At 70.3% G+C, this 16,688-nt stretch carries 19 protein-coding genes and 1 tRNA gene; 12 read left to right on the forward strand and 8 right to left on the reverse strand.

Annotated features, from left to right (window positions below; translation table 11 throughout):
* The first annotated feature begins 11 nt into the window (after positions 1-11).
* Positions 12-788: a lysophospholipid acyltransferase family protein gene (locus HD557_RS05420; protein ID WP_196873162.1), complete on the forward strand. Its 777-nt coding sequence runs from the start codon at positions 12-14 to the stop codon at positions 786-788.
* A 3-nt stretch (positions 789-791) separates the two neighbouring features.
* Here HD557_RS05420 and HD557_RS05425 read toward each other — a convergent pair whose 3' ends face one another.
* The 4 genes from HD557_RS05425 to HD557_RS05440 are packed head-to-tail and all read right to left on the reverse strand — an operon-like array spanning position 792 to position 2,140.
* Entirely contained in the window at positions 792-1,124 is a 333-nt protein-coding gene (locus HD557_RS05425; protein ID WP_196873163.1) for a MazG-like family protein, read from the reverse strand.
* A 54-nt stretch (positions 1,125-1,178) separates the two neighbouring features.
* Positions 1,179-1,304: a VOC family protein gene (locus tag HD557_RS05430; RefSeq protein ID WP_196873164.1), complete on the reverse strand. Its 126-nt coding sequence runs from the start codon at positions 1,302-1,304 to the stop codon at positions 1,179-1,181.
* A 26-nt stretch (positions 1,305-1,330) separates the two neighbouring features.
* Positions 1,331-1,528: a VOC family protein gene (locus tag HD557_RS05435; RefSeq protein ID WP_196873165.1), complete on the reverse strand. Its 198-nt coding sequence runs from the start codon at positions 1,526-1,528 to the stop codon at positions 1,331-1,333.
* 36 nt (positions 1,529-1,564) lie between these two features.
* Positions 1,565-2,140 carry an acetoacetate decarboxylase family protein gene (locus tag HD557_RS05440; RefSeq protein ID WP_196873166.1) on the reverse strand — a complete coding sequence of 192 codons (576 nt, stop codon included), beginning with the start codon at positions 2,138-2,140 and terminating at the stop codon, positions 1,565-1,567.
* Between the two features lie 134 nt (positions 2,141-2,274).
* On the opposite strand from HD557_RS05440, the gene HD557_RS05445 reads away from it, so the two are divergent.
* On the forward strand, positions 2,275-2,481 hold the full coding sequence (locus tag HD557_RS05445) for a DUF4287 domain-containing protein (RefSeq protein ID WP_196873167.1): 207 nt from the start codon (positions 2,275-2,277) through the stop codon (positions 2,479-2,481).
* Between the two features lie 12 nt (positions 2,482-2,493).
* On the opposite strand, the gene HD557_RS05450 is transcribed toward HD557_RS05445, so the two are convergent.
* Together HD557_RS05450 and HD557_RS05455 are read right to left on the reverse strand one after the other, a co-directional pair.
* Positions 2,494-3,039: an RNA 2'-phosphotransferase gene (locus tag HD557_RS05450; protein WP_196873168.1), complete on the reverse strand. Its 546-nt coding sequence runs from the start codon at positions 3,037-3,039 to the stop codon at positions 2,494-2,496.
* Positions 3,040-3,131: 92 nt separating this feature from the next.
* Positions 3,132-3,204: transfer RNA gene (locus HD557_RS05455), tRNA-Arg, on the reverse strand.
* 86 nt (positions 3,205-3,290) lie between these two features.
* Between HD557_RS05455 and argS the strand changes: the two genes are divergently transcribed.
* Both argS and lysA read left to right on the forward strand, forming a co-directional pair.
* Positions 3,291-4,955 (forward strand): arginine--tRNA ligase, encoded by a 1,665-nt coding sequence (gene argS / locus HD557_RS05460; protein ID WP_008362114.1) that lies wholly within the window; start codon positions 3,291-3,293, stop codon positions 4,953-4,955.
* Positions 4,955-6,340 (forward strand): diaminopimelate decarboxylase, encoded by a 1,386-nt coding sequence (gene lysA / locus HD557_RS05465; protein WP_196873169.1) that lies wholly within the window; start codon positions 4,955-4,957, stop codon positions 6,338-6,340. Before argS ends, lysA begins: the two co-directional genes overlap by 1 nt.
* A 17-nt stretch (positions 6,341-6,357) precedes the next feature.
* Here the strand turns inward: lysA and HD557_RS05470 are convergent, their stop codons facing one another.
* Positions 6,358-6,930 (reverse strand): hypothetical protein, encoded by a 573-nt coding sequence (locus HD557_RS05470; RefSeq protein ID WP_196873170.1) that lies wholly within the window; start codon positions 6,928-6,930, stop codon positions 6,358-6,360.
* 81 nt (positions 6,931-7,011) lie between these two features.
* Between HD557_RS05470 and HD557_RS05475 the strand changes: the two genes are divergently transcribed.
* The 8 genes from HD557_RS05475 (at position 7,012) to prfA (ending at position 15,571) form a co-directional block, all read left to right on the forward strand.
* Complete coding sequence (locus tag HD557_RS05475) at positions 7,012-7,674, forward strand: hypothetical protein (RefSeq protein ID WP_040756517.1); 663 nt, start codon at positions 7,012-7,014, stop codon at positions 7,672-7,674.
* A 52-nt stretch (positions 7,675-7,726) separates the two neighbouring features.
* The gene (locus HD557_RS05480) at positions 7,727-8,671 is read left to right on the forward strand and encodes a zinc-binding dehydrogenase (protein WP_196873171.1); all 945 of its coding nucleotides are present in this window, start codon (positions 7,727-7,729) and stop codon (positions 8,669-8,671) included.
* 75 nt (positions 8,672-8,746) lie between these two features.
* Positions 8,747-10,060 (forward strand): homoserine dehydrogenase, encoded by a 1,314-nt coding sequence (locus HD557_RS05485; protein ID WP_008362122.1) that lies wholly within the window; start codon positions 8,747-8,749, stop codon positions 10,058-10,060.
* Positions 10,060-11,127 (forward strand): threonine synthase, encoded by a 1,068-nt coding sequence (gene thrC / locus HD557_RS05490; RefSeq protein WP_008362124.1) that lies wholly within the window; start codon positions 10,060-10,062, stop codon positions 11,125-11,127. The genes HD557_RS05485 and thrC overlap by 1 nt, the downstream gene beginning before the upstream one ends.
* 5 nt (positions 11,128-11,132) lie before the next feature.
* Entirely contained in the window at positions 11,133-12,056 is a 924-nt protein-coding gene (thrB, locus tag HD557_RS05495; protein ID WP_196873172.1) for a homoserine kinase, read from the forward strand.
* Positions 12,057-12,258: 202 nt separating this feature from the next.
* On the forward strand, positions 12,259-14,049 hold the full coding sequence (rho, locus tag HD557_RS05500; protein WP_196873173.1) for a transcription termination factor Rho: 1,791 nt from the start codon (positions 12,259-12,261) through the stop codon (positions 14,047-14,049).
* 142 nt (positions 14,050-14,191) lie between these two features.
* Entirely contained in the window at positions 14,192-14,404 is a 213-nt protein-coding gene (gene rpmE / locus HD557_RS05505; RefSeq protein ID WP_008362128.1) for a 50S ribosomal protein L31, read from the forward strand.
* An 87-nt stretch (positions 14,405-14,491) separates the two neighbouring features.
* Positions 14,492-15,571, forward strand: coding sequence for a peptide chain release factor 1 (gene prfA, locus HD557_RS05510; protein ID WP_008362129.1), 1,080 nt, complete (start codon positions 14,492-14,494; stop codon positions 15,569-15,571).
* A gap of 70 nt (positions 15,572-15,641) precedes the next feature.
* Here the strand turns inward: prfA and HD557_RS05515 are convergent, their stop codons facing one another.
* Positions 15,642-16,583 (reverse strand): sunset domain-containing protein, encoded by a 942-nt coding sequence (locus tag HD557_RS05515; protein ID WP_196873174.1) that lies wholly within the window; start codon positions 16,581-16,583, stop codon positions 15,642-15,644.
* Positions 16,584-16,688 lie beyond the last annotated feature (105 nt).

Here is a 16,688-nt window from a genome sequence, read left to right on the forward strand (position 1 = left end):
CGATTCGCCCCATGGACATCAGCTATCCGGTCACGATCGCCGCGGCTCGCACCTGGTTCAAGCTCGGCGACATCAAGATCAACATGACCGGCGCGGAGCACATCCCCGAGAAGGGTGGCGCCCTGCTGGCGATCAACCACCTCTCGTTCGTCGACTACATCATGGCCGGGTTTCCCGGCGCCGAGCGCGGTCGGCTGACCCGGTTCATCGCCAAGAAGGAGGTCTTCGACCACCCCGTCGGCGGCCCGGTGATGCGCTCGTTCCACCACATCCCGATCGACCGCAGCTACGGCGCGGCCGGGATGAAGAAGGCCGTCGAGTACCTCCAGAACGGCGAGGTCGTCGGGATCTTCCCCGAGGCCACGATCTCGCGCTCGTTCCTGATCAAGGACCTCAAGACCGGCACCGTACGCATCGCCGCCGACGCCGGCGTCCCGCTGATCCCCGTCGTGCTGTGGGGCACCCAGCGGATCATGACCAAGGGCCAGAAGGTCGACCTGTCGCGTCACAAGACGATCGGCATCGAGATCGGCCCGCCGCTGCCGGTGACCGGGGAGGACCCGGCCGCCGAGACCGCTGCGCTCAAGGCGCAGATGGAGGCCATGCTCGACCGGCTGATCAAGGCGCACCCCGCCGAGGAGCAGCCCCCGGGCTCGTGGTGGCTGCCGAAGGCATACGGCGGCTCGGCCCCCACGCTCGAGGAGGCCGAGGCGATGTACGCCGAGGAGCGCAGGCTCCGCGCCCAGCGGAAGGCCGCGAAGCGGCAGGCCGACAAGAAGAAGAGCTAGGCGCTAGGTGGTGACGCCGGCGCGCTCGGCGACGGCGCCGACCTTCTCGTGGAAGAGGCCGAGCCTCGCGTCGTTGCCGGTCATGTGCTCGATCGCGGTGATCGCCACATCGAGGAGCTCTTCGACGACGTCGTCGTAGCTGTGGGTGTTGCCCCAGAGAGGGCGCAATCGGGGATTCTGGCCGGTGGCTCCGACGAGTGCGGCGATGGCTTCGCCTGCCTCTTCGCTCACCTTCGCGACTCTCCCCCAGAGAACGGCTTCCGCCTCACGATCGCCCTGGGACTCATCGAGCCACCGGGACAGATACGCGAGCAGAGCCGGCGTAGCGTCGGTCATGCGGTGGGAGTCTAGGGCGGTCCCCGTAATTCGGTCGAGCCTTAGGTTTAGCGGCTACTCCGCGGGTTGGTACACGCCGAGCCGGTTTCCGGACGGATCGGTGAAGATGAACCGGCGTCCGCCGGGGTAGTCGTAGGCCGGCTCGGCAATCGTCCCGCCGGCCTTCTCGACCGCCGCCACCGCGGCCTCCAGATCGGTGGTGCGGATCAGCGGGAGCGGCGCGACCGGGGTGTCTCGGACGCGTACATCCCGCCGTTCTCGTCCTTGCCGTCAGGCCCCACGATCCCGGCGTACATGCCGCCGTAGTCGTTGAAGGTCCAGCCGAAGGCGGACTCGTAGAAGGCGCGCGAGCCCGGGAGGTCGGTGACCGCGAGCTCGAGGTAGTCGATGTGGAGTGCGTTCATGCTCCTCGACGCTACGCGCAGCCACCGACACTTTGCTCAGCTGAAGTCGACCTCGAAGCCCTTGCCGCGGAAGGAGCCGAGCTTGGTGGCGTCGCGGAGGTAGGCGAGGGGGCCGTCGGGGTCGAAGGTCCAGGTGCCCCGGGCGGGAAGCAGCTTGGCGCCGCCCTTCATCGTCAGCCAGGCGGTGTCCGGGTGCTCCTCGATGCCGGGCTGCTCGACGTTGCCCTGCATCGGGATGCGCGGGGCGAGCTGGGTGACGTCGTTGAACCTGGCCGTCGCGATCGGGCCATCGTCGTTGCTCGCCTCCCAGGTGTGGGACGCCAGCGGCCCCTTCTCGGACGACCCTCCGCTGAACTTGGCCAGGCCCTTCGGGATCGCCCACAACGTACGGCCGCCGGCCACGGAGTCGGGGGAGTCCACCCAGATGTCGACCACGCTCACCGCCTTCTTCCCGTTGGAGGCGGTGATCACCCGGGCGGAGAGGAGCTCGTGATAGGTCAGCGGGCTCGGCTCGGTGTAGTCGACCAGCGCGACGGCGTAGATGCCCTTCGGGTGCCGCTCGTCGACGTCGTGAGCGAGCCGGTAGACCGAGAGCCACATCGATCCGTGCATGTGCCAAGGGGCTGGGGGATAGCTGGTCACGAGGTCTCCCGAATTTTTTGGTTGGTCCGTGTCGAAGCGGTCGTGCTGAGTTCGACGCGTAGGCGTGTGGCGATCGTCGCCACGGTTTACCAAGGAGACCAGAGATGACCGACCAGGTGAAGGGCCCCGCCTCCTACTTCCCGTCCATCGAGAAGAAGTACGGCCGCCCGATCGCGGAGTGGCAGCAGATCATCCGCACCTGCGGGATCACCAAGCACATGCAGATCGTGGCCCACCTGAAGACCGAGTACGGCCTCGGGCACGGCCACGCCAACGCGCTCGTCGCCCACACCGTTGCCGAGGGTCTCTAAGTCGCAGATGCGTCAGAGGTCCAGTGCGAGATAGCCCGCGGGCACCGCGTCCGTCAGCCAGACGTCGTTGTCGGTGCGCCAGAAGATGAGCCCCTCGGCGCGCATCCTGGCCGCATCGACCCGGAAGACGACGAAGTCGCCGCGGCGGGCGCCGACGCGCTCCGCGGTCTCGCGGTCGGGGGAGAGGTGGACGTGGTGCCGCTGGCGGCGGTCGAGACCGGAGGCGAGGATCGACTCGACGTTGGTGCGTGGTGTGCCGTGGAAGAGCACCGCCGGCGGTTCGGCGGGGGCGAGACCCAGGTCCACCTCGACGGTGTGGCCCTGTCGTGCCCGGATCCGGTCGAGCACTGCGTCGATCTCGAAGCGCTGCTTGTCGTTGCCGCGTACGACTCGGTCGACGTCATCGCGAGTCATCGGGGAGCCGTGGGCGGCGAGGGCATCGAGAAGGGTGGGCAGATCGATCCAGCCGTGCGGGTCCAGCTCGATGCCCACGGAACCGGGTTGGTGCCTGAGCACCTGTGAGAGCCGCTTCGAGCGGCGTACGTCTGTCTTGTCCATGCTGGCCACAGACTGGCATGCCGACGGCCTCGGTCGCTTCCGGTTATCGGCTGAAATGAAAGAAACCGCTGGTCACCCAGCGGTTCCAACTGTGCCCCCGGCAGGAATCGAACCTGCGGCCTACGGTACCGGAAACCGGCGCTCTATCCCCTGAGCTACGGAGGCAATGCACCACCTGAGCGGTGCAGATGGAACCCTACAGGCTGGGACGGATAACGGTGAAACCGACTGGCGCTTATACGCTGGACCCCGTGACTCCTGAGCAGCTTTCCACCGCGGTCGTCGATGTCCTCACCGCGCTCGTCGATGAGGGTGCGATCACCCTTCCCGACGGCGTTCCGAGCACTGTCACGGTGGAGCGACCCAGGCAGAAGGGTCACGGCGACTACGCCACCAACGTGGCGCTGCAGCTGGCCAAGAAGGCGGGCACCAACCCCCGCCAGCTCGGCGAGCAGATCGCCGCGAAGCTCAAGGAGAGCGACGGCGTCGCCGACGTCGAGATCGCCGGTCCGGGCTTCCTCAACATCTCCGTCGAGGCCGGTGCCCAGGGCAAGCTGGCGGGCGAGATCGTCGCGGCCGGCAAGGCCTACGGCAACAACGACTCCTTCAAGGGTCACAACATCAACCTGGAGTTCGTCTCCGCCAACCCGACCGGCCCGCTGCACCTCGGTGGCGTGCGCTGGGCCGCGGTGGGCGACGCGCTGGGCCGGGTGCTGGAGGCGTCCGGCGCCGAGGTGACCCGGGAGTACTACTTCAACGACCACGGCGGCCAGATCGACAGGTTCGCCCGGAGCCTCCTGGCCTGGGCGCAGGGCAAGCCGGTCCCCGAGGACGGCTACGGCGGGGCCTACATCGAGGAGATCGCCAAGCAGGTCCTGGCCAAGGAGCCGAACGCGCTCGAGGCCGACGACCCGCAGGAGGTCTTCCGTGCGATCGGCGTGGAGCTGATGTTCGCGGAGATCAAGAAGAGCCTGCACGACTTCAACGTCGACTTCGACGTCTACTTCCACGAGGACAACCTCCACAAGTCCGGTGCCGTCGAGCGCGCCATCGAGAAGCTCCGCGAGCTCGGCAACGTCTACGAGAAGGACGGCGCGATCTGGCTGGCGACCGAGAAGTTCGGTGACGACAAGGACCGCGTCGTCATCAAGGCCGACGGCAACGGGGCCTACTTCTCCGGCGACCTCGCCTACTACCTCGACAAGCGCGAGCGTGGCTTCGACCGCTGCTTCATCATGCTGGGCGCCGACCACCACGGCTACGTCGGCCGGATGATGGCGATGTGCGCCGCCTTCGGCGACACGCCCCACGAGAACCTCGAGATCCTGATCGGCCAGATGGTCAACCTCCTCAAGGACGGCCAGCCGATGCGGATGTCGAAGCGTGCCGGCACCGTGGTCACCATCGACGACATCGTCGAGGCGATCGGTGTGGACGCCGCCCGTTACGCGCTGGCGCGCTACTCCAGCGACTCCAACATCGACATCGACCTGGACCTGTGGGCCAAGGCCGACAGCGCCAACCCGGTCTACTACGTGCAGTACGTCCACGCGCGCACCTGCCGGATGATGGCCAACGCCGCCGACCTCGGCATGGCGATCGACCTCGACACCTTCGATCCCTCGCTGCTCACCCACGCGCGCGAGGGCGAGCTGCTGCGCGCGCTGGCCGAGCTGCCGCGCGTGGTCGCGACCGCCGCCGAGCTGCGCGAGCCGCACCGGGTCGCCCGCTACCTGGAGGACACCGCCGGGATCTTCCACCGCTGGTACGACGATGACGACTGCCGGATGCTGCCCAAGGGCGACGAGCCGGTGGCTCCCGTCAACCTGGCCCGGCTGGCGCTCGTCTCGGCTGCCCGCACCGTCTTCGCCAACGGCCTCGGCCTGCTCGGCGTCTCGGCCCCGGAGCGGATGTGATGACGGCGCACGCTTCGCCGGGCTCGTTCACCGGCACCTCCCCGGTCTGGCTGAAGACGCCGGACGACGTCAACGCCCTCGTGCCCGCGCTATGGTCGGCGACGGCCGAGAAGACCGACGGTGTCCTCACCGTCGGGGGTGTCGCGGTGCCCGACCTGGTCGCGAACATCAACACACCTGCGTACGTCCTGGACGAGGTCGACTTCCGCGAGCGCGCCCGCGCGTTCCGTGACGCCTTCACCGGCTACGACGTCTACTACGCCGGCAAGGCGTTCCTGTGCACCGAGGTCGCGCGCTGGGTGGCGCAGGAGGGGCTCTGCCTCGACGTCTGCTCCGACGGTGAGCTCTCGGTGGCGCTGCGCGCCGAGGTCGACCCGGCGAAGATCGGCTACCACGGCAACAACAAGACGCCGATGGAGCTGCGCCGGGCGATCGTCGCCGGTGTCGGGCGGATCATCGTCGACTCCTTCCACGAGGTCGAGCGGGTCGCGGCGATCGCGGCCGAGACCGGCATCACCGCGCGCGTGATGGTGCGGGTGACCGCCGGGGTCGAGGCCCACACCCACGAGTACATCGCCACCGCCCACGAGGACCAGAAGTTCGGTTTCTCGATCTCGTCGGGCGACGCCTTCGAGGCCGTACGCCGCCTGCTGGCCGCCCCGAACGTCGAGCTGCGCGGGCTCCACTCCCACATCGGCTCCCAGATCTTCGACTCCTCCGGGTTCGAGGTGGCCGCGCGGCGCGTGCTGGCACTGCAGGCGCGGATCCGCGACGAGCTCGGCACCGAGCTGCCCGAGATGGACCTCGGTGGTGGCTTCGGCATCGCCTACACCACCCAGGACGACCCCTCGACGCCCAAGGCCCTGGCCGAGGAGCTCACCGCGATCGTCGAGCACGAGTGCCGCGGCTTCGGTCTCGCGGTGCCGCACCTCTCGATCGAGCCCGGTCGGGCGATCGTCGGGCCGTCGATGTGCACCGTCTACACGGTCGGCACGGTCAAGGAGGTCGCCCTCGACGGCGGCGTCACCCGCACCTACGTGAGCGTCGACGGCGGGATGAGCGACAACATCCGCACCGCTCTCTACGACGCCGACTACTCCGCCACCCTGGCCGGGCGGGCCTCGTCCGCCGGACCCGTGCTCGGGCGCGTGGTCGGCAAGCACTGCGAGGCCGGCGACATCGTGGTCAAGCACGAGTTCCTGCCCGCCGACATCGCTCCCGGTGATCTGATCGCCGTCCCGGGCACCGGTGCGTACGGACGCTCGATGGCCTCCAACTACAACCACGCGCTGCGGCCGCCGGTCGTCGCGGTCCGCGACGGGGAGTCCCGGGTCATCGTCCGGCGCGAGACCGAGGCCGACCTGTTCGCTACCGATATGGGCTGAGCGGGCGCGCGAACCCCTCAGGCCCGCAGCGCCCGAAGCACCGCCCGCCCGCGCGGCGAGAGCCGGTAGCCGACGGGCAGGGACTCGGTGAGACCGAGCTCCTTGAGCCGCCGGATGTCGGCCTTGAACGGCTTCTTCTCGCGGCCGATCGAGGCGGCGATGGTCTCGGCCAGCTCGCCGGGCCGGGCCTCGATGAGCTCGAGGTGCTCCCTGGTCCACGGGCCGCGGCGGCTGCGGCGGTCCATGTCGGCCAGCCTCGCGACGAGCGCGTCGGTCTCCTTCTTGCCCGGGCGCTTCGCACGCAGGGCGACACGCTCGTCCTCGCCGGCGAAGCGCATCTCGATCCGGTAGACCTCGCCGTCCTTGCGGGACAGGAACGCCAGCAGGTCCGAGAGCGTCGTGCCCGCCCGGCGGGCGTCGTCCTCGGTCAGCGAGTCCGGGGACACCGGTGAGACGGACACGAATTCGACCACGCCCATCCGGGTGCGCTGGCGGCCGCCGGCGACGTGCATGGGCCGTTTCCAGCGGCGGAAGGCGAGGTCGACGTCGCCGGTGCGGATGCGTTCGAGGTCGGCGTTGGGGAACAGCACCCACCCATCAAACCGCGCAGAGCAGGAAATTCGGTTTCGCCTTCCCGAAATCCGGGGGTTCGTGAGCCTACGATGGTCCGCATGCCGAGGGGGGTCTACTCAGAAGGACCGCTCGCGGCGCCCTCCCAGGCGCCGCGAGCGTCCTTCGCCCGGCTCACCAAGGAACGGCGCGAGAGCGTGACCCGTGCGGCCCAGACGTTCGGCTGGCCGGTGGTGACCGGCAAGGCCGCCGCGCAGCGGCCGGTGCGGTGGGAGGTGCTGGGCCCGGACGTACGTGCCGAGCGCTGCGACCTCGTCGTCGACGGCACCTGCGACGGCATCCTGGTCGAGTACTGGCACGGCAAGGCGTCCCCGGGAAAGGGCCCCTGGCGCCCGGCCCGCTGGGTGGTGGTCCGGGTCCCCGCCCATCTGCCCAAGACGGCCGCGATGATCGGTCTCTCGCCGGGCTCCGGCAACACCGGCACCGGCCGGGTACCCACGCCGGTCTTCTTCCCGCCCGAGTTCCGCGCCAAGACCAACGTGACCACCCCCGACGGCGCGGTCATCGCGGCCGACGAGGAGCACGCCCGGTCGCTGTCCCGGTTCGCGAGCCACGTCGTCGACGAGCGCCTGTGGGTGGTGGCGCGCGAGGACGCGATCACCGTCACCACCGATGTGGAGCCCGACGTGGAGGAGCTGCTCCGTCGCGTACGCCTGGCGCGTGACGTCGCCGCCGTGCTCCGGCCGATCCCGGAGCTCTCCTGAGGCTCCGGAAATCGCTTGACCTCAAGTCAACTTGAGCAGGTTGACTCGAGGCATGCGAGCGATCAGACAGCACGAGTTCGGTGGTCCGGAGGTCCTGCGCCTCGAGGAGGTGCCCGACCCGACCCCAGGTCCGGGCCAGGTACGCATCAGGGTGGAGGCCGCCGGCGTCCACCGCCTCGACACATCGATCAGAGCGGCCGATCTTCCGCCGACGATGCCGCGCCCGGAGCTCCCGATGACGCCCGGCCGTGAGGTATCCGGGGTGGTCGACGAGATCGGTGAGGGCGTCGACGAGGCCTGGCGGGGCGCGAAGGTCGTCGCCCACCTCGGCCCGGGAAGCAGCGGCGGCTACGCCGAGCTCGCGGTCGCCGACGAGAAGCAGCTCTACCGCCGTCCCGACGGCCTCGACTCGGCCACGGCGGTCGCCGCGATCGGCACCGGACGCACCTCGGCCGCGGTGCTCGAGGCCGCCCAGATCACTCCCGACGACGTCGTCGTGGTCACCTCGGCGGCGGGCGGCATGGGCGCGATCCTGCTCCAGGGCGTCCGCAACGTAGGCGCACGCGCGGTCGGGCTCGCGGGGTCGGAGGCCAAGCTCGAGATCGCCCGCGGGTTCGGGGCGCAGACGGCGATCGACTACCGCGCGGACGGCTGGCTCGAGCGCCTTCGAGCAGAGGAGCCGCGCATCACGGTTCTTCTCGACGGGGTCGGGGGTGACGTACCTCGGCAGGTCTACGCCCACCTCGAGAACGACGGCCGGATGGTCCGGTTCTCCGGCGACCAGGACGGCTACGAGGGCGGCGCGAAGATCATCGACATCCTCGGTCCGTGGGTCCAGGGCCGGATCAAGGAGTTCGAGCAGGCCGCGCTCGAGGCCGCCGCGGACGGCACCCGCAGGCCGTACGTCGGCTCCAGCTTCCCGCTCGCCGAGGCCGCCGAGGCCCATCGTGCGCTCGAGGCTCGCGAGACCAGCGGCAAGGTCGTGCTCCTGACCTGACCGGATCAGCGTGCGAGTGTCCGCACCTAGAGCGGAAGTCGGACCCTGGAGCCTGTCCCGGATACCCTTGGGCGCGTGAGCAGCAACAAGACGACCGCGCACGCCGTCGAACCCCTGGGCGTCGCCGTCCTCGGCTGCGGTGTGGTGGGGTCCCAGGTGGTCCGGCTCCTGCTCGAGGGCGATGCGGATCTCGCCGCCAGAGTGGGTGCGCCGCTGGAGCTCAGGGGCGTGGCGGTACGCCGCCTCGACGCTCCGCGCGACGTCGAGGTCCCCGCCGAGCTGCTGACGACGGACGCCCACGGCCTGGTCGCCCGCGACGACGTCGATCTCGTGGTCGAGGTGATCGGCGGCATCGAGCCGGCTCGCGGCCTCATCCTCAAGGCGCTGGAGAGCGGCGCCAGCGTCGTGACCGCCAACAAGGCGCTCCTCGCCGAGGACGGCCCGACGCTCTACGAGGCCGCCGAGAAGGCCGGCACCGACCTCTACTACGAGGCTGCCGTCGCCGGCGCCATCCCGATCCTCCGCCCGCTGCGCGACTCGCTCGTCGGCGACCACGTCACCAAGGTGATGGGCATCGTCAACGGCACCACCAACTACATCCTCGACAAGATGGACACCTACGGTGCCGGCTTCGAGGAGGCGCTCGCCGAGGCCCAGGACCTGGGCTACGCCGAGGCCGACCCGACCGCCGACGTCGAGGGATTCGACGCCGCCGCCAAGGCCGCCATCCTGGCGAGCCTCGCCTTTCACACCCGGGTCACCGCCAGCGACGTCTACCGCGAGGGCATCACCGAGGTGACCGCCGGTGACGTCGCCTCGGCCAAGGCCATGGGCAGCGTCGTCAAGCTGCTCGCGATCGCCGAGCTCGACGACGACGACGTCTCGGTCCGGGTCCACCCGGTGATGATCCCGCGCAGCCACGCGCTGGCGACCGTACGCGGCGCCTACAACGCCGTCTTCGTCGAGTCCGCCTCCGCGGGTGACCTGATGTTCTACGGCCAGGGCGCGGGCGGCGAGCCGACCGCGAGCGCGGTCCTGGGCGACCTGGTCACGATCGCGCGCAACAAGGCCCTCGGCGCCCGTGGCTTCGGTGAGTCCGCCTACGCCGCCCGAGCGGTGCGCCCGATGGGGGAGACCGTCACCCGTTACCACGTCAGCCTCGACGTGGCCGACAAGGCCGGCGTGCTCGCCGCCGTCGCGACCGCCTTCTCCGAGCACGGCGTCTCGATCAAGGCCGTCCGACAGGAAGGCAGGGGAGAGGACGCCCAGCTCGTCGTCGTCTCCCACGAGGCCCCCGATGCCGCGCTCGCGGCGACCGTGCAGCACCTGCGCGAGATGGAGTACGTCCGCGACGTCGCCTCGGTGATGCGCGTAGAAGGAGCAGTCTGATGACCACAAGCCAATGGCGCGGCGTGATCGAGGAGTATCGCACCCTCCTCGACATCCCCCAGGACACCCCGGCGGTGACGCTCGGGGAGGGTGGCACCCCGCTGGTCCACTCCGAGTGGCTCTCCGGCGCCACCAAGGGTGAGGTGTGGCTGAAGGTCGAGGGCCAGAACCCGACCGGCTCGTTCAAGGACCGCGGCATGACCGCGGCGATCTCCGTCGCCGTCCACGAGGGCGCCAAGGCCGTGGTCTGCGCCTCGACCGGCAACACCTCCGCATCGATGGCCGCCTACGCCGCCAAGGCCGGGATCACCCCGGTCGTGCTCGTCCCCAACGGCAAGATCAGCGCCGCCAAGATGGCCCAGGCGCTGGTCCACGGCGCCGAGGTGGTCAAGGTACGCGGCAACTTCGACGACTGCCTCAAGCTCTCCCGTGCGCTCGCCGACAGCTACCCGGTCGCGCTGGTCAACTCCGTCAACCCGGTCCGCCTCGAGGGCCAGAAGACGGCGGCCTTCGAGGTCGTCGACCGTCTCGGCGACGCCCCCGACTACCACCTCATGCCGATCGGCAACGCCGGCAACCTCTCCGCCTACTGGCTCGGCTACGAGCAGTACGCAGCGGCCGGCCACGCCACCAGGACCCCGGTCATGCGCGCCTTCCAGGCCGAGGGTGCGGCGCCGCTCGTGCTCGGCCACCCGGTCGAGCACCCGGAGACCAAGGCGACCGCGATCCGCATCGGCAACCCGGCCTCGTGGCAGCTCGCCGAGGCCGCCGCCGCCAAGTCCGGTGGCCGTTTCCGGGCGCTCTCCGACGAGCAGATCCTCTCCGCCCAGGCCCAGCTGGCCCGTAACGACGGCGTCTTCGTCGAGCCCGCCTCGGCGGCCGGTGTCGCCGGGCTGCTCGCCGACCTCGAGCTGGGGGAGACGTACGCCGGGGCCACCACGGTCATCACCGTCACCGGTCACGGGCTCAAGGACACCGCCACCGCCCTGGAGTTCTTCGGCGAGATCCCCGAGATCGTCATCGACGCCGACCTCGAGGCCGCCGCGGCCGCAGCAGGGCTCGCGTAGCACTCATGACGTTCGTAGAAGGCCCGGTGACCGTCACCGTCCCGGCCACCTCCGCCAACCTCGGCCCCGGCTATGACTCCCTCGGCCTCGCGCTCGACCTGCGTGACGAGCTCACCGCCGAGGTGGTCTCGACAAGCTCGACCACCGGGGATCGGACCTTGGAGGTCACCGTCGAGGGTGCCGGCGAGGGCACGGTCCCGCTCGACGAGTCCCACCTGGTCGTACGCTCCATGCGGGCCGCCTTCGACATCATCGGCAAGCAGCCGGCGGGTCTGCGGCTCCACTGTCACAACCGGATCCCGCACGCGCGCGGGCTGGGCTCGTCCTCGGCCGCGATCATCGGCGGCCTCGTGCTCGCTCGAGCCCTCGTCGCCGGCGGCGAGCTGATCCTCGACGACGAGACGCTCTTCCAGAAGGCCGCCGAGATCGAGGGGCACCCCGACAACGTGGCGCCCGCCTTCCACGGTGGTTTCACCATCGCCGGTGAGGACGACGGGTTCTTCGCGGTCCGCACCGCCGTCGACCCCCGGGTCAGCGTCGTCGTCTTCGTCCCGGCGACCGGGGTCGAGACCAAGGCCGCCCGCGGCCTGCTGCCCGAGACGGTCCCGCACTCCGACGCGGCGGCCGACGCCGGGCGTACGGCGCTCCTGGTCGCGGCGCTCAGCGACGCGCCCGAGCACCTGCATCGCGCCACCCGCGACTTCCTCCACCAGGAGTACCGCCGCCCCGCCATGCCGGAGTCGCTCGCCCTGGTCGACGAGCTGCGCGCCGACGGTGTCGCGGCCATCGTCTCGGGCGCCGGGCCGACGGTCCTGGCGTTCAGCAGCGGGGTGGAGTCGGCCGAGACGACCAAGCTCGCGGCCCGCTGTCCGGCGGGCTGGGCCTGTCATGCGCTGAGCGTCGACATGGACGGCGTACGCATCCTCTGACCGGGGTTTCGGGCCCCTGCTGTGGGGGCCGCTATGCGTGTTAGCCTGGATCCACATCCGTCGGGCCGTTCAGGTCTACGGGTGTGCTATCCCCCTTTCGTGCCGTGCCACTTCGGTTGGCACGCATCGGCGCGTCAGGGGTTCTGACAAGACGAGCCGTCGGCGTCGTACGCCGATCGGCGATACGTGGGAAAGGACTCACGTGACTGAGACCATGGAATCCACCGCGCCGGAGCCGAACGCCGCCCCGAAGAAGCGCGGTGGCCTTGGCGGAATGCTCCTCGCCGACCTCAAGGCGATGGCGAACGGCATGGGCATCAGCGGGGCCAACTCGATGAAGAAGGCCCAGCTGATCGACGCGATCAAGGCTGCTCAGAGCAGCCGCGCCCAGTCGGCGCCCGCCCCGGCGGAGAAGGCCGAGAAGCCTGCCGCCGAGAAGACCGCGGACAAGCCCGCGGAGAAGCCGGCCGACACGGCCGAGAAGCCCGCGGAGAAGTCCGCCGAGGCTGCCGACGCCGGCAACGAGGGTGCCCAGCGCCCGCGCCGCCAGCGCAACCAGAACAAGAGTGCCGGCCAGGCCCAGGGCGGCCAGTCCGGCCAGGGCGGTCAGTCCGGCCAGGGCGGTCAGTCCGGCCAGGGCGGTCAGGGCGGTCAGCCCGCCGCCGGTGGCCAGAACAAGGGCCCGGCCAAGGCCGGCCAGCCCGCCGCCGAGAAGAAGAACGAGGACGCCCCGAAGGACAGGCCGTCCGAGTCCGCCGACGACGCGGACGACGACCAGGGTGAGGGCGGCAGCCGCCGCAACCGCCGTCGTCGTGGTCGCGACCGCGACCGCAACCGCCCGGGACGCGGCGAGCCGGACACGACCATCCTCGAGGACGACGTGCTCGTGCCCGCGGCGGGCATCCTGGACGTACTCGACAACTACGCCTTCGTCCGCACCTCCGGCTACCTGCCCGGACCCGACGACGTCTACCTCTCCCTGTCGCTGGTCAAGCGCCTCGGCCTGCGCCGTGGTGACGCGATCGTCGGCCAGGTGCGCCAGCCCCGCGAGGGCGAGCGCAAGGAGAAGTACAACCCGATGGTGCGCATCGACTCCGTCAACGGTGCCGACCCCGAGGTCGCCAAGCACCGCGTGGAGTTCGACAAGCTCGCCCCGGTCCACCCCGACCAGCGGCTGCGCCTCGAGGGTGGCGCCGACCCGGTCACCGGCCGGGTCATCGACCTGGTCGCGCCGATCGGCAAGGGCCAGCGTGGCCTGATCGCCTCCCCGTCGAAGGCCGGCAAGACCACCGTCCTGCACGCCATCGCCGGCGCCGTCACCGCCAACAACCCCGAGTGCCACCTGATGGTGGTGCTCGTCGACGAGCGCCCCGAGGAGGTCACCGACTTCGAGCGCAGCGTCAAGGGTGAGGTCATCGCCTCCACCTTCGACCGGCAGCCCGCCGACCACACCGTGGTCGCCGAGCTGGCCATCGAGCGGGCCAAGCGTCTGGTCGAGCTCGGCCACGACGTGGTCGTCCTGCTCGACGGGCTGACTCGTCTGGGCAAGGCCTACAACCTCTCCGTCCCCGCCTCGGGCCGGATCCTCGGTGGCGGCGTCGACTCCGCGGCGCTCTACCCGACCAAGCGGTTCTTCGGCGCGGCCCGCAACGTCGAGGACGGCGGCTCGCTGACCATCCTCGCCACGGCCGCGGTCGACACCGGTTCGAAGACCGACGAGATCATCTTCGAGGCGTTCAAGGACACCGCCAACTCCGAGCTGCGGCTGAGCGAGGACTACGCCGAGGCCGGGATCTTCCCTGCCGTCGACGTCAACGCCTCGGGCACCCGCCGCGACGACCTGCTCTTCGCCGGTGGCGAGGGTGACGCGGTGCGCAAGCTGCGTGCCTCGCTGGCCAAGCTCGACGGAGCCAAGGCGGCGTCGGTGCTGGCCGAGAAGGTCGCCGGGTCGGCCACCAACATGGTGCTGCTCAACGAGGTCTCGAAGAACTGAGACGACCGGAGCGACGAGCGTTCTGGGGCCGCCGGGAATTATTGGCGGCCCCAGGCGTTCACATACACTGAATCCTCGGTGCCGGTTCACGTCCCGCAACCTGCGGCGGCGACCCGGAACCCCATGTCTTGAGAGGAACCTCATGAAGTCCGACATCCACCCGACGTACGTCGAGACCCAGGTCACCTGCACCTGCGGCAACTCGTTCACCACCCGCAGCACCGTGGCCGAGGGCGCCATCCGCGCCGACGTCTGCTCCAACTGCCACCCGTTCTACACGGGCAAGCAGAAGATCCTCGACACCGGCGGTCGCGTGGCTCGCTTCGAGGCTCGCTTCGGCAAGCGCAACAAGTAGCTGCTTCCCAGCGCCGGCCCCTGCATTCGCAGGTGGCCGGCGCTGGCGTGTTTGGAGGGTTTCACAGGCGTACGAAGCGAGGCGGAGATGTCACAGTTTGAAGCAGTCGAAGGGCTGATCGAGGAGCACGAGGGGCTGGAGAAGCGGCTCGCCGAGCCCGAGACCCACGCCGACGCGCGCCTGGCGAAGAAGCTCAACCAGCGGTACGCCGAGCTCAGCTCGATCATCGACGCCTACCGCTCCTGGCAGCAGCTGGGGGACGACATCGAGGCCGCCCGCGAGCTGGCGGGTGAGGACCCGGCGTTCGCCGAGGAGGCCGAGGCGCTGGTGCCGCAGCGCGAGGCGGCCGAGGAGCGGCTGCGTCGCCTGCTCGTGCCTCGCGACCCGACCGACGACAAGGACGCCATCCTCGAGGTGAAGTCGGGGGAGGGCGGCGAGGAGTCGGCGCTGTTCGCCGGCGACCTGCTGCGGATGTACACGCGCTACGCCGAGCGTCAGGGCTGGAAGCTCGAGTTCCTCGACGCCACCGAGTCCGACCTCGGCGGCTACAAGTCGGTCACCGTCGCGGTGAAGGCGAAGGGCAACCCCGAGCCCGGCCGCGCCCCCTATGCGCTGCTCAAGTTCGAGGGTGGTGTGCACCGCGTCCAGCGGGTGCCGGTCACCGAGTCGCAGGGCCGGGTGCACACCTCGGCCGCCGGCGTGCTGGTGGTCCCCGAGGCCGAGCCCGTCGACGTCGAGATCAACGACAACGACCTCCGCATCGACGTCTACCGCTCCTCGGGCCCCGGCGGCCAGTCGGTCAACACCACCGACTCGGCGGTCCGGATCACCCACATCCCCACCGGCATCGTCGTCTCGATGCAGAACGAGAAGTCGCAGCTGCAGAACAAGGAGCAGGCGATGCGCGTGCTGCGCTCGCGCCTGCTCCAGGCCGCGCAGGACGCCGCCGACGCGGAGGCCTCCGACGCCCGTCGCTCCCAGGTGCGCACCGTCGACCGTTCCGAGCGCATCCGGACGTACAACTTTCCGGAGAACCGCATCTCCGACCACCGCACCGGCTACAAGTCCTACAACCTCGACCAGGTCCTCGACGGTGACCTGGAGCCGGTCATCGGCAGCGCGGTCGACGCCGACCTGGCCGCCCGCCTGGCCTCGCTCGACTCCTGAGACCGAAACGCCGAAGGTCGCAGTCACCAGGCGGTGACTGCGACCTTCGTGCGCGTGGTGCGGGCCGCGCTCAGGCGTTGGCCTTCTTCTTGAAGCCGATCACGAAGCCGGCCGCCTCGGCCGAGGCCTCGCTGTCGAACCAGACCTCGGCCTGGGTCCGCTTGAAGGCGGTGCTGGCGGAGGTGTGGTAGCGCTTCGCGCCGTCCTTGCGGATGTTGCCCTTCACGACGTACGCCGGGTGCGGGCTGGAGCCGTCCTCGAGCGGGTCGGCACTACCGGTGCCATAGCTGCTCGCCGGCGGCAGCGGCTGCTCGGTCTCGGCGGCCGCGGCCTTCTTACCGCGGTCGTAGAAGTCGCTGCTCGCCCCGACGAACCCGGCCGCCTCGGCCGACTCCACGGTGTCGAAGTAGACAGCCGCCTTCGTACGTCCGTAGTAGGGGCTCGCCGTCGTGTGGTACTTCTTCCCGCTGCTGCCCTTGATCGTGTACGCAGCATCCGAGCTGCTTCCGTCGGCAGCAGGCAGCACGGCGCCGGCGTAGGGAGCGCCCTTGGTCGCGGCGGGCGCCTCGGCGGCGGGAGCGGTCTCGGTGACCTCGGCGGTGGGAGCCGGGGTCTCGGCGTCGTCGACCGTCGGCTCGGCGGGCGCGTCAGCGGCAGCGGCGGCGGTGACGCTCTCGGCCTCGGCGACCACGGCAGCGGTGTCGGCCTCGGTGACCTCGGCCACCGGGGTCTCCGATGCCTCGGCGGCAGGAGCCTCGACCGGCTCCTCAGCGGCGGGCGTCTCGTCAGCCGTGGCCTCGGCCGCGGGAGCCTCGTCGGCGACCGTCTCGGTCGCGGACGCCTCGGCGGGGACCGCGGCCGCGGCGACGGGAGCGCTGGTGGTCTCGGTCGCCGGGTTGTCCTTGTCTGCGCGGTGCGCGGCCTTGGCGTCCTTGCGGACCGGCCGTCCGAAGAAGAACCAGATCAGGAGGGCGAGGACGAGAATGAGTGCAAGCAGCAAGGGCCACTTCATGGGGTGATGTTTCCTTCCGGGGGAGAACTCGGGTGTGTTGGTGGGGCACCACAGCGCCCGACGAGGGTGGCGGCCATTCCCCGCGTCCCCCCATATGACCGGAAG

This window comes from Nocardioides luteus (genome assembly GCF_015752315.1).
Taxonomy (GTDB): Bacteria; Actinomycetota; Actinomycetes; order Propionibacteriales; family Nocardioidaceae; genus Nocardioides.